General features: G+C 57.6%; 12 protein-coding genes and 1 pseudogene. 4 read left to right on the top strand and 9 right to left on the bottom strand.

Annotated features, from left to right (window positions below; genetic code table 11):
• Positions 1-184: 184 nt before the first annotated feature.
• Entirely contained in the window at positions 185-1,687 is a 1,503-nt protein-coding gene (locus VSR68_RS29490; protein ID WP_342943218.1) for a DUF2252 domain-containing protein, read from the bottom strand.
• A 542-nt stretch (positions 1,688-2,229) separates the two neighbouring features.
• Here VSR68_RS29490 and VSR68_RS29485 point away from each other — a divergent pair.
• A complete protein-coding gene (locus VSR68_RS29485; protein WP_342943217.1) occupies positions 2,230-2,490 on the top strand; it encodes a DUF4148 domain-containing protein in 261 nt (86 codons plus the stop codon).
• Positions 2,491-2,615: 125 nt separating this feature from the next.
• On the opposite strand, the gene VSR68_RS29480 is transcribed toward VSR68_RS29485, so the two are convergent.
• A complete protein-coding gene (locus VSR68_RS29480; protein WP_342943216.1) occupies positions 2,616-2,810 on the bottom strand; it encodes a hypothetical protein in 195 nt (64 codons plus the stop codon).
• Between VSR68_RS29480 and VSR68_RS29475 the strand changes: the two genes are divergently transcribed.
• The 3 genes from VSR68_RS29475 to VSR68_RS29465 all read left to right on the top strand — a co-directional run bounded on the left by VSR68_RS29475 (position 2,809) and on the right by VSR68_RS29465 (position 4,941).
• Positions 2,809-3,240: a CidA/LrgA family protein gene (locus VSR68_RS29475; protein WP_342943215.1), complete on the top strand. Its 432-nt coding sequence runs from the start codon at positions 2,809-2,811 to the stop codon at positions 3,238-3,240. The genes VSR68_RS29480 and VSR68_RS29475 overlap by 2 nt on opposite strands.
• Positions 3,241-3,278: 38 nt before the next feature.
• Positions 3,279-4,028 (top strand): LrgB family protein, encoded by a 750-nt coding sequence (locus VSR68_RS29470; protein WP_342943214.1) that lies wholly within the window; start codon positions 3,279-3,281, stop codon positions 4,026-4,028.
• A 220-nt stretch (positions 4,029-4,248) separates the two neighbouring features.
• Entirely contained in the window at positions 4,249-4,941 is a 693-nt protein-coding gene (locus VSR68_RS29465; RefSeq protein WP_342943213.1) for a CBS domain-containing protein, read from the top strand.
• Between the two features lie 193 nt (positions 4,942-5,134).
• Here VSR68_RS29465 and VSR68_RS29460 read toward each other — a convergent pair whose 3' ends face one another.
• The 7 genes and pseudogenes from VSR68_RS29460 to VSR68_RS29430 all read right to left on the bottom strand — a co-directional run bounded on the left by VSR68_RS29460 (position 5,135) and on the right by VSR68_RS29430 (position 12,162).
• Positions 5,135-5,452: a DUF1275 family protein gene (locus tag VSR68_RS29460; protein WP_428983610.1), complete on the bottom strand. Its 318-nt coding sequence runs from the start codon at positions 5,450-5,452 to the stop codon at positions 5,135-5,137.
• A gap of 92 nt (positions 5,453-5,544) precedes the next feature.
• Positions 5,545-6,282, bottom strand: coding sequence for an IS6 family transposase (locus VSR68_RS29455; RefSeq protein WP_342943212.1), 738 nt, complete (start codon positions 6,280-6,282; stop codon positions 5,545-5,547).
• Positions 6,283-6,314: 32 nt separating this feature from the next.
• Positions 6,315-6,832 (bottom strand): annotated as a pseudogene (pntA, locus tag VSR68_RS29450) (Re/Si-specific NAD(P)(+) transhydrogenase subunit alpha); the annotation flags it as partial.
• Between the two features lie 199 nt (positions 6,833-7,031).
• A complete protein-coding gene (gene phaP, locus VSR68_RS29445; RefSeq protein WP_342943211.1) occupies positions 7,032-7,622 on the bottom strand; it encodes a TIGR01841 family phasin in 591 nt (196 codons plus the stop codon).
• A gap of 812 nt (positions 7,623-8,434) precedes the next feature.
• Entirely contained in the window at positions 8,435-9,253 is an 819-nt protein-coding gene (locus tag VSR68_RS29440) for an ABC transporter permease (RefSeq protein WP_342943298.1), read from the bottom strand.
• 199 nt (positions 9,254-9,452) lie between these two features.
• Positions 9,453-10,994, bottom strand: a complete 1,542-nt coding sequence (locus VSR68_RS29435; RefSeq protein WP_342943210.1) for a sugar ABC transporter ATP-binding protein — start codon at positions 10,992-10,994, stop codon at positions 9,453-9,455.
• Positions 10,995-11,061: 67 nt separating this feature from the next.
• Positions 11,062-12,162, bottom strand: a complete 1,101-nt coding sequence (locus tag VSR68_RS29430; RefSeq protein ID WP_342943209.1) for a sugar ABC transporter substrate-binding protein — start codon at positions 12,160-12,162, stop codon at positions 11,062-11,064.
• Between the last annotated feature and the right edge of the window lie 39 nt (positions 12,163-12,201).

The raw sequence follows: 12,201 nt of genomic DNA, 5'->3' as shown, positions 1-12,201 counted from the left end.
GCATACGAAAGCGCCCGACGACCAGGTGACCATCGACCTGACCACGCTCGAGGTGTCTCACTTTGTCGACCGAGATTCAGGCGCACCTTCACTCGCGGCGCACATCCGCGAGTTCGCGCGAGAGAAACAGCAAAAGGGATGACAAACGTCTCGGGAGACATTGCGCGAGCGGTTCGCAATATGATCATTCACGCATAGCCTGAATTCGCCCCGCCTTGACGGCGGATTTCAGCACGGTCCAGTCCGCCTCGTTCTGCTCCGCGTAGGCCAGCGCGAACCGCTCGATAGCCTCGTCGAACGCGGCCGACTTGCCCACATATCCGCTGATCAGCGCGGGGTCGCCCGCCTTCGCCATCGATTGGGCCAATGCGGTGCCACACGACACCGCATACTCGGCGAGATCTTCGACGTCGAACGTGGTGAAATCGAATGCGCCTTTCATGTCGCGCAACTGCCTGACATAGAAATCATTGCCCGTGTGATGCATCTTGGACCAGCCAAGAAAGATGTCGCTGGCCGACTGCAACAACCGCTGACCAGTCACCACGCGCTGGCCATGGTTCGGGTACTGGCTTGCCGGAAGATAGCCCTCCAACACGGAAGCCCTCGCCTCCTTGAGCTGCAGGAACAATGGGCTCTCTCCGTCGGCCATGAAGAGCGCCTCATAACAACGCGTTCCCACCGAACCAATGCCGACGACGCGAATCGCGACATCGACCAGTTCATAACGGTCGAACAGTGCGCGCCTGTCGTCTGCAAGCGTCAGTCGGTAATCGGCGAAGAAACGCCGGATCATGTCGTCGTACTGCTTGCGCTCGCGCCGGTTTTCCAGCGGGATGTGATACACGAGCGGCGGCAGCTCCCTGATGCGCAGCTTGCCGTTGACCAGTTCGGTCGAATGGCCCAGCACAGAACGCGACGACTGCAATCGCGCCTTGTCGATGACCGCGAGCTCCTTTCCCCTTTCCTCGGCTGTATCGGCAATGGCCAGCAGGCTGGTCGACCTGAACTGGTGGTACCAGACGTCGAGCGTATCCATTCTGCCGAATTCCGCGATGCGTTGCCGGAATGTCTCGCACAACCGGCCGACGATGCTGCGCTGGTCGCCTATTGCAAATCCATGTTCACGAGCAGCGATCACGAACGAGGCGGCCAGTCTGCGCACATCCCAGTCGAAGGGTCCCGGTAATGTTTCGTCGAAGTCGTTGGGGCCGAAAAGAATCCGTCGCTCGGGACTCGCGAAAAGCCCGAAATTGCCCAGATGCGCGTCGCCGCCCAACTGCACGATGACATCGGTGCGCGGCAATCTGGACAGATCAAATGCCATCAGCGGCGCCGAGCCGCGATAGAACGCGAACGGATTCTCAAGCATGCGCCCGTAACGCATGGGAATCAGCTCCGGTACGCGGCCCACGTTGGATGCTTCGAGCAGCGCGATCGGATCTCGCCTTTCTATCTTGCAGACGGCAAGCTTCGCTCGCGAAACCTTTCTGCGCGCTTCCTTGCCCAGATCGATTCGCGATGCAAGCGGACCGCGGCCTGCAAACAACTCGGAGATGTCATTTTGTGAAGTCATTGCTTGAAGAACGATATTTTTCATCGGTTGTTTGTTACGTCCGACAGTCTTGAGTTCCACGTGTCGCGTTTTCTTTCGCTTGCGTAAGGTCGACCGGAAAATGCGATTCAAGGCACAGATCACCGTCTGGTTGATCGCCGAACTTCTGACGCTAACTATATTCTCCTTCTTTCGAGCGCTATGCGCGCCTCGGTTCCGGACGTGTCTGTAATCGCATTTGGCCTTTTCATAGGCCTTACGCTTGTGATGGCGTACGTCCAGGTGCTCCAGCACATCTTCAATCCAGCCCGCTGCCGCACATACATCGCTCGCATTTCATGCCCGGCCCGCTTCGTATCCGGAATTCGATCCACGCCACCACGAGAGGACGATTGTCACTGAAATGACCACTTCGCCACTTTCCCCGACGCTGAGGAACGTGTAGCAAATATGAAAGCATCATCACGCACGTGAAGTGCATCATCATTATATTTTGGATTAGGAAATATTAAGTTAATCGAAAGCCAATAGAACGGAGCCAGACCGCTTAATAGGGCAATCCCCGAGCCTCTTTTAGGACGGGCACCTTATTCATGCGCATTTGACCAGCGCATACAGTCGTCAATGTCGGCGTTCCGCGCCGGCAATGTCAATGCACCATGCTGGAGAACGCCATGAAAGCGATGATTGTAATTCCCGTCGCAGCATTGTCACTGTATGCGATGCAGGTCCACGCCGACGACGCCAGTACGTCGAGTATGAGTTCCGACAGCAATGCCGCGATGACGACCGACTCCGTCGGCGGAACGACGCCAGGCACCGCCAGCGCAGCGGGTGTCGGCAAGACGCGCGCCCAGGTCTATCAGGAACTGATCCGGGCGAAGCAGGATGGGACACTGGATCGGATAAACGAATTTTATGGTGGTGGAAACTGACACCTGATCCGAAAGACATCCGGTCAATCTGTGCCAGAAGTGCGCGCGCCCTTGTTCAGGTCGGCGTCGATACAGATATAAGTTGTTTCGATGTTCTCGGCCCCGATCAGAAAGCGGGAAGACTGTTATCGACGCCTGATTGCAAGAACTTCACGATGCGCGTTTTGAGCCAGCGCTGCCCAGCCGCGGCCCAGCGTGTTCGACAATCCTGGATACGCAATCACATGCAGCCAGACTGAAATCGTTATCCGCATTGATCGTTCTTCAATGAGAGCGCTCTCCGGTGCGTCCGGCAGGCGCACCATGCGGAGCGCCGACATGAATCTTTCATTGCGCAATACGCGACCCAACGCAGTTGTAAGCGGTGATGTCGGCGTCGTATGCACCTTCGCGACATTGATTGCATTTCAAGGCGTCGGCGAGCTGCTCGCGCGCATCCTGCGCGTGCCAATTCCGGGACCTGTCATCGGCATGGTGCTGCTCGCTGCCCTATTGGCGACCGCACCGTCAGTCGGACATCGACTGGAAAAACCCGCGCTTGGACTTCTGAATCACCTGTCGCTTCTGTTCATCCCAGCCGGTGTGGGCGTCGTCGGGCTGTCAGGGGCATTGAACGGTCAACTGATCGCCATCCTGCTGGCGATCGTCGTTAGCACGGCCCTCTCGGTCGCGGTTACCGGAATCGTAACGTGTGCGCTTTTGCAAAGGCGCAAGCGCTCCGCTGTCCCGTCCGCAGAGGCGCAGCATTAGCGGACACGGCGCGTCATACCATCCGCAAAGAGGCAGCCATGTCCACGCCAGAGATCACCACGCTCGCCCGCACGTACCTGAGCGAATCTCCCGTACCGGCGCTCGCCCTGACGATCGGAGCGTATCTGTTTGCGCGCTGGCTTCATGCCCGGTGCCGGAACCATCCGTTCGCGAACCCCGTCGCCGTCGCGGTGATGATGTTGATCGTCGTGCTTAAGCTGACGCACATCGACTATCGCGTCTATTTCGCACAGGCGCAGTTCATTCATTTCCTGCTGGGCCCGGCGATTGTCGCGCTGGCGGTTCCGTTGTACCGGCAGATTCACAAACTGCGAAGGGCATGTTTCCCGCTACTGTGCGGGCTGCTGGCGGGTTCATCCGTGGCCGTGTTGTCGGCGGTCGCAATAGCATTGCTGTTTCATTGCCAGGCAACGACGGTCGTCTCGCTTGCACCCAAATCGGTCACGGCAGCCATCGCAATGCTGATTTCAATCAGGGTCGGCGGCATTCCCGCGTTGACCGCGGCGATTGTGATCGCGACTGGCATTACGGGAGCCGTGATATCTACACTCATGCTCGGCCTGGTGGGAGTTCGCCGCGACGACTCGCGAGGCTTCGCGATTGGCGTGGCCTCGCACGGCATAGGTACGGCACGGGCGTTCCAGATCAGCGAGGAGGCCGGTGCATTCGCGGGTCTCGGCATGGCCATGAATGGAATCGTATCGGCAGTGGTGTTGCCATTTGTGCTTCCTGGGCTCATCGCCATGCTAGGCCGGCTGGTAGCGTGAGTATTCGCGACCATTCGTGGCCACGCGTCATTGGAAGAACGGTACGAAGATTTCGGTCACAGTGAGCCTTTCACAAAGGTAGCGCCCTCAACCCGATATCACATTTTGCCTTTGAACCAAGGCGCCTCAGCACCGGCCGATCCGCCGCCGGTACGTCTGCCGAAACTGGGCGACGGGTGCAGCAGATGGGGACCCGTTGCGACACGCTGAAGGAACGATCATGCGCGCACTCGACATTATGACTACGTCCGTCGTTACCGCCACACCAGACATGACGATCCACGACGCCGCGAGACTGTTCGTCGACAACGGCATCAGCGGGATGCCCGTCGTCGACGCGGACGGAAAAGTCATCGGCATCGTCAGCCAGCGGGACCTGCTGCATCGCGTAGAGAACGGCACCGGCCACGGGAAGCGTCGGTGGTGGCTCGAATTCCTGTTGTCGTCGCCGCGTGAGCAGGCCGCGAGGTACGTGAAGGAGCACGGTCATGTCGTCGGCGACGTGATGTGCAATCGGGTGATCTCTATTTCAGAGGACTTGCCGCTCGACAAGATTGCCGACCTCATGGAGCGCCGACACCTCAAACGCGTGCCGGTGCTCAGGGACGGCAAGCTGGTCGGAATCGTGAGCCGTTCGAACATGATCCGCGCTCTGGCGAGCGCCGCGCCAGCCATTAATTCGGCTTCACACGACGATACGAGCCTGCGCGACGCGATCGTTCTGGAAATGCATGGGAAGCCTTGGGGGCTGCCGAAACAGGGTGTGCTCGTCAGGGACGGTGTCGCGCATCTATGGGGCGTGATCGAGTCCGAGGAGGAAAAGCGCGCGATCCGCATTGCCGCCGAGGGTGTGCCCGGTATCAAGCGCGTCGAATATCACCTGGAGGTGCCGAGCGTAATTCCAACGCTGTAGGTCTGCCGGCGGCGAACAGCTTCGCGCTGGAGCGATCTGACAAAGCCGCCGGACATCCGCCGGACACAGACCTCCGGGCAGGCGGAAAGTGTGGCCCTTGATAATGCCGGCCGACATTTGGTTGCCTCTGCGCGCGCTGTCATGCTTTACGGACTCGCCGGTCTGCTCGAGGCGCAAGGGCCTGACTGGGCAATCAGCGCGTCGTTATCTGATTGCCCTCTGTCCGGGCGCGGATGATGGCCGTGATTGCCATCGCGAAAAGCAGTATCGCGGCCGCGAAGAGGAGCCGCGTGCCGATTGCCTCATAGACCACCATCCCCGCGACACCGCCAGCCAGGAACGACAGCACCGTTTGAACGTGCAGACGCAGTCTGGTCGAATGAGGCGCAAGCTCGACATCCGGTTCACGTCCCCGGATGATGTCAAGTAGCATGCCGAATTCGATGCCGATATCGGTTGACATGCCGGAAACGTGTGTGGCGCGGACCTTGGCGTCCGAGATGCGGGTCACGACGGCATTCTGTATTCCCATCAGGAAGCTCAGGCCAAGGCTTTGTCACGTTGCCGATCACCGGACGAATCGTGTGCAGGCGAAACAATCGCTCAGAAAACAGCAGACGGATTTTGGGTGAGACCGGTGAAAAGCCGCCAGGCTTCGAACCGGGTCGCTAGCTGCTTTCGATAAAGCGAAGCGCGCAGCAGATGACGCTTAAGCGCGAAGTGTTGCCGGATCGGACCGAAACACGACAGGAACGCCTGCGTGCGTCCAGGCAGGCAGAAACCACGCATACATCGCTCGCGTTCACGCGTGGGTTGATGGCTGTTTTCTGCACGGTTGTTGACGCGGGCAGCGGCCTTGACGAACACATGCTTCACGTTCGCCAGTTCCGGGATTTCGGCCTTTGCTGCGGGGTAACTGCGCAACTGGTCAGTGACGATCTTCTTCGGCACCTCGGGACAGGCCGCCAGTACACGTTTGAAGAAACGTTTCGCGGCGGCCTTGTCGCGCCGCTTCTGTAGCAGGATGTCGAGCTCGATGCCGTGCTGGTCGACGGCACGCCACAGCACATAAGGTTCACCGCGCAATGACACGAACACCTCATCGAGATGCCAAGTGCTGCCCAGCTGGCGACGGGCAGCCTTCGCACGATGCGCGAAACCAGCCCCAAACTTGTCTATCCATCGCCGGATCGATTCATGGCTGACGACCACGCCACGCTCGAACAGCAGCTCCTCGATATCGCGCAGACTGAGCTGGAACCTGAAATACCAGCGTACCGCGCAACTGATGACCGTCGCGGGGAAGCGATGGCCGTGGTAGAGCGATTTCGTCTTTTTCATCACGATATGTTACGCGACCAGCTCAGCAACGTGACAATGCCAGGCGGGACCTTGCCGGCAGCGGTGACCTGACCGTTCAGGAAGCGGCCGAACGCATGGCTGCCTCGATCACCGCGCGGTAGCCGCTAACGCCGGCCATCGAGGTGAGCGCGTCCATCTTCTGCGCGCGCGACAGCGTCCGCGGCAGCGAATCGATGGCCAGCACTGTGACCTGCCTGGAAGCCAGTTGTCGCATCAGCTCCGGGTTCTGGGCCGGCCACACAAAGCCGATCAGCGTGGCGCCCTCGCGCATCAGGGCCACTTCTTCGTTGCTCGGGGGGCGCACCTTGAAAACGATGTCACTGCGGGCCCAGAGTTCGGCGGCCGTTGCGACGACCTCGGCACCCGCAGCATGATACGCCTCGTCGCCAACGTTCGCGCCTGCGCCCGCGCCGCTTTGCACGGCAACCGGGAACCCAAGCTTGATCAGTTTTTCGACCACCTCGGGCACGGTCGCAACGCGCCGCTCTCCGGTGGCTGTCTCCAGAGGAATGCCAATCAGTAATGTCATATTGTCGGTCGATGGTAGTGGCCGTCGCAAGGAAATCAGGCCTGTGCTTCAGCTTTTATTGGAGAACGGCACGAACAATGTCGATATGTGAAGTACTACTTATATTTTGAGGTCTCCGATCACGCCAAGAATGCAAGCGTTTCAGCACACGGGCTACCGCCTAATTCAACGTCTTCACTGAGCTTTCAGTCGTTCATCTTCAGAACCGTCGAAGACTCGACTGTTTTGTATCCGATTCCACGGGTACAACTGCCTGGCGGGGCTGTTTGGCAGCTGACGCTGCATCGAGATTGCTTTCAGCAGTCTCCACGGCTTGCCTGGCGGCTTTCGCAGCAGTTTCATACACCGAATTGGCTGTCTCGCTTGCGGTCGTGATGAATGTCTTCCAGGCCGCCACTACGGACTCACTTCCCGCCGGCGCATTTTTCGTGAGCCCGTCGATGAAAGACTGCGCATCGCTCTGGAACTGCTTGCCCTGTGCTTCTGCGAGCGCAGCAAATTCGGCCTGGGTGCTGGAGAAGACTTCGAAGACGTGGTGCCAGTAAGACTGCACTCTTTCAACAGCAGGTTGAACCAAGATCGACTGTTGTGAAAACGTTTCCAGAGGCTCTTTGGCAGAAAGTGCCGTGACGGCGAATTCCTGATTTTCAGCGAGCGTCGATTTGACCGCCTGCACATTCAGTTCGGCCAGTCTTTCAATGCCTTCAAATGCCTTGTTCAGGAAAACAAACGATGTTTCGACGCCGGCTTTCTGCGCAGCGATAAGTTGCTCCGTCGTCAGAGTGCTCATCCATGGCTCCATGAAAGATGGAAAAGTCCGAATGTCCACAAGAGACGCTCACGGACAATAAGACACAGAACACAGTCGGTGGTGCGATGCAGCAATCTCCATTCTAAGGTCGAGTTGAAGTCTGTCAATCGTTTGTTCGTGGAAGCTGCTACATGCCTCGTAAGCGCATCGGTAGACGCCTTGTCGGCTTTGGCCTGTAGCCGCTTACCAGGTATAAACCCGCACAAGAATTACACTTTCGTCGCAAAGGCGAAAATTCGTATAACAACTGTTTGCAATACAGCAAAAGTCGAATTGCGATTCGTTTTTCTGCACGCCTCGGGGGAAGCGGCGTGACTGACTGCGCCACGTCGCACGAGGCGACGAGTAGACAGACTGGTTCATAGGCGAGAGGCTGGAGTCAAACGACTAAAGATATGCTCAACGATCAGTGCGGCCATCCGCGTCTCCGTGCCCTCCTCGGAGACCGCGCCAAAGCGGGGGCTCTATGCCGCAATTGATCGCCGCCTGTTCGATGAAGCGATCGGACGCGTGCGCGCGCATTCTGGAACAGCTACGTCAACGGAGACGGCAGCCCCATGGGACCGCTCGGATGCCTAGTCAGGTCACGTCCCAAGACGAGCTGACTAGGCTGTGGGATATTTGTGTACGGCTCAGGAATCACCACCCGCTAACGCTTCGCCAACGAGTTGCTCAAAACAGGGATGTGGTCTTATTTATGTCCCGTTGGCAAGAAAAGATATCGCAATTTGAATTTTTTCTCAATTCCCCGTGATTCGTGTTCCTAATCTTCAACCAGTGTGTCACGTACGTCATCGGCGCTTATGCGTAATCGCGTCGAGCGCAACCGCGCCCACGACTATCGCACCTTTAATAACCAACTGATAGTTGGCGTCGACAGCCAGCGAATCAAGCAGGTTGGACAAAGTCGCCACAATGAGAAGGCCAACACCGGTACGCCAGATCGCACCTGAACCACCTTGAAGCGACGTGCCACCAATAACAACAACCGCGATCGCATCAAGCGCCATCGAACCACCGATGTCCGCCTGGCCTATTGAGACCCTCGAAGCCATGATCATACCGGCAACTGCTGCGCTCGCGCTGCAGATTACATAGGTTGACCCTCTCAGCAACGCAGTTCGGATTCCCGCAAGCCGCGCGGCCTCCTCATTGCCGCCGATCGCATAAAGCGAGCGGCCGTACACAGTCTTGGAAAGGACGAACTGGCCCGCGAAAAAAAATGCCAGCATGATAAGGATCGAGTACGGCATGCCAAATATCGATCCTCGCCCGAGGATCGTAAACTCTGGATTGCCTACCACGAAGGGAGAAGATCTGGAATATATCAGTGCGAGTCCGCTGAAAGTGGAGGTCGTGCCAAGTGTCGTGACAAAAGCGTTAACGTTCAGCCTGGTTATAAGGAATGCGTTCACCATTCCTCCGATCACACCCACCAGGACAGTCACCGCAGCAGCAAGAGGCAGAGACCAGCCCAGACATGCCAGGCTCGCGTAAACGGTCGCACCCGTCGCGTACAATGCTCCGACAGATAGATCGAAGCCACGCGTCACCATCACCAATGTCATTGCAACTGCTACCACTGCCAGCGGCGCACTTTGGCTCAGCAAATTACCCAGATTTCTCGGGTCGAGGAATCCCGGGTACAAGCTAACGGATATCAGCACAAGCACAATCAAAATGATAACCAAAGCACCTTGTCTCAAGATCTCGCGCAATCGCTTCAGTCGAGCCGAGCCCCCTTCCGACCACTCATCACTAGATCCACCAGCCATCCCCGGCGTGATCGCCCGGCGAAACTGATCTGCTTTAGTAATTTGCATGTTTTTCTCCAATTGCGAATGCAGCGTGAAGTATTGCCTCCACGGATATCCGACGCTGCGTGGTGTCGAGTAAATCGACTTGTCGACCCTCCGCTAGTATGACGACACGGTCTGCCAGCGAGACAATTTCCTCGAACTCGGATGACACCAGCGCCACCCCCACCCCCTCTTCAGCGAACGCCCGAATCGCGTTCAGAATCTCGGACTTCGCACCGACATCAACCCCTCTCGTCGGCTCATCAATGAGTAGTACAGTTGGCGGGTAGTAGCGCCATCGCGCGAACAGCGCCTTCTGCTGATTACCGCCAGACAGATTCACGACAGGCTCGCGGATGCGTTTCACATCCAACCTGAGTGGTGTGGACGCTTGGCTGGAAAGCTCTCGCATGCGATTTTCTGAAATCACGCCCCACTTCGCGCTGCGGGCCATACCGGCCAGCGCGATGTTCTCCATGGAAGTCATCCCCAGGACGAGACCTTGTCCCTTCCTGTCTTCGGGAACGAGCGCAAGACCGAGGGTTCTAGCTTCACGAGGCGAACGAGGCCATGGAACCGCTTTACCATTGATCCACAGCCGACCAGTCGATCCAGTTTCGAGTCCTGCCAACGCCCGCAATAGCGTCGACCTGCCTGAGCCAACGAGCCCGCCTATACCCAATACCTCACCATGCCGGATCGAAACTGAAACGTCCGAAATGGCCCCCGGCACACTCACGTCCTCGGCGGTAAGAATGTCGTGGGAACGTTGTGGTACATCGCGCCGAAGACGTGCCTGATAAACGTCCTCGACCGGCTCCCCCAGCATTGCATCTACCAGCGATGACTTGCTCCAAGCGCTCCGCGTATCCGACCTAATCATCTCGCCATTACGAAAAACAGTGATGTCATCAGCGATGTCGAGAACCTCCTCGAGATTATGCGAGACGAGAATCAACGTCTTTCCGGCTGCCTTCAACTCCCGCATCATCCCGAACAGTGCCGCTCTTTCATGAGGTGCGAGAGACGCCGTCGGTTCGTCGAAAAGAACGATCCGTGCGTCTGCTTCCAATGCACGCATGATCTCAATCATCTGCTGTGTGGCAACCGAAAGCGACGAGGCCAAGATGTCCGGTTGGATCTGCACTCCAAACCGTTCGCACCATTGCCGAAACCGGACGCGCATGGCGCGCTCGCTCAAAACGCCTTGATATGAGAGTGTCTGCCCCAGGAACACGTTCGCTACGGCTGACAATTGGGGCACAATTGTCAGCTCCTGGTAGATGGCTGCGATGCCCACAGCCTTTGCTTTTCTCGGGCTACCTAGCACGACCGCTTCACCATCGACGAAGATTTTTCCGCTACTCGCCGCGGTCCTGCCTGCCAGGATACCCAACATCGTCGACTTACCCGCTCCATTCTGACCAACGAGCGCATGGATCGTTGCCGGTTCGACTAAAAAGTTAAGGGGTTTGAGCGCCTGAATGGAGCCAAACGATTTCGACACGGCGACGCATTCGATGGCGGGGTGCGACGTATCTGATCTACTCACGAAGCCTCCTCAATCGCACGGACTTTTCTGTCCAAGTCCTTCGAGGGGGAACGATCCAGCGGCCGAATCATGGTGACTCCGGCTGATAAGACGAGACGTTTGCATTTGTCACAATCCCAACAGATCCAGGTGCTTGTCCCGGTATCAGCGCGTGACCATCATTGAGGAAAACACGCGCCACCTTTTTGCCTGCGCGCGCATCAAGGATTGCCTGAACCGCAGTTTCAGCAGCCGTGCGGCGGTAAAATCCGGTTGTGGCCTGAATGGAACCTTGGCTCAGCGCGTTCACGGACCACTTCGTACCGCCCGCCTCGTAGACGCGTATCTTTCCCGTTTTCCCCGCTGACTGAATCGCAGGAACAGCACCCTTTGACATGTTGGTGTAAGCACCAATTATTACGGTGATGTCCGGGTGCGCCTGTAGCATCGCCTGAGTTTTGGCGAGATTGTCGGCCGGCGAGTAGTCAGTCCGATACTTCGCAACGACCTTGAACTGCGGGTTTTCCTTCGTTACTTCGTCAAGCGCCTTGTCGAAGCTGACTGTAATGGGATGGAGATTTGGTCCGGTTAGCACCCCTACCCTCTGCGGTTCTCGCCCATCATTTATGGCTCGCATCATTACGGCCTTAAACGCATCGGGTGTCTCGTTGCCACCCACATAGGTCAGGGTCCCCGGCGCCCAAAGCGCCTCGCCTTCGTTTGAAGATCGTCCACACGCCGCACCGGTTGCGAGCGCAACCAGAACGTTAGCTTGCGGTGCTGTCTTTGCCACGGTGTCACAAAGCTGAGATCCCTCAACGGGTACGACGAGCCATGCGTTATAGCCAGCCAGCAAGGCGTTTTGCATCTGATTGAGCTGCGTCGCCACGTCGAAGTGAGCGTCGAAGACCGACACTGCAAATCCATATTGTTTAGCCTTTTCGCGCGCCCCCTCAATCGTTGACTGTACAGCGCTATTGCTCGCTGTTTCAATAAAGACGGCGAGCTTTACCGGTTTCGAGTTGTCGACGACTACCGGCTTTTCCAGTCCGACATCGACATTCACGGTGGCAGCGCGCGTCGATAACGGTTCGATTGCTAGCAGGGCGCACACAGCGACGGTTAGCGATTGCATCACCAGCGGTGCCAGCGTCAGACTTCTGCTGAGGGGAGTGGTAGATAATTTCACTTGATGTCTCCATTTTGTATTCGAATTCGTGACCTTGTC

It is taken from the genome of Paraburkholderia phymatum (genome assembly GCF_038900715.1).
In the GTDB taxonomy this organism is placed as follows: domain Bacteria; phylum Pseudomonadota; class Gammaproteobacteria; order Burkholderiales; family Burkholderiaceae; genus Paraburkholderia; species Paraburkholderia phymatum_A.
Note: the sequence above shows the minus strand (reverse complement) of the source record. Positions and strands in the feature narration are given on the sequence as shown.

Excerpts from the sequence above, each read along its gene's own strand:
- VSR68_RS29485 (WP_342943217.1), top strand. The coding sequence starts at position 2,230 with ATGAAAGCGATGATTGTAATTCCCGTCGCAGCATTGTCACTGTATGCG.
- VSR68_RS29475 (WP_342943215.1), top strand. The coding sequence starts at position 2,809 with ATGAATCTTTCATTGCGCAATACGCGACCCAACGCAGTTGTAAGCGGT.
- VSR68_RS29480 (WP_342943216.1), bottom strand. The coding sequence starts at position 2,810 with ATGTCGGCGCTCCGCATGGTGCGCCTGCCGGACGCACCGGAGAGCGCT.
- VSR68_RS29470 (WP_342943214.1), top strand. The coding sequence starts at position 3,279 with ATGTCCACGCCAGAGATCACCACGCTCGCCCGCACGTACCTGAGCGAA.
- VSR68_RS29465 (WP_342943213.1), top strand. The coding sequence starts at position 4,249 with ATGCGCGCACTCGACATTATGACTACGTCCGTCGTTACCGCCACACCA.
- VSR68_RS29455 (WP_342943212.1), bottom strand. The coding sequence starts at position 6,282 with ATGAAAAAGACGAAATCGCTCTACCACGGCCATCGCTTCCCCGCGACG.
- phaP (WP_342943211.1), bottom strand. The coding sequence starts at position 7,622 with ATGAGCACTCTGACGACGGAGCAACTTATCGCTGCGCAGAAAGCCGGC.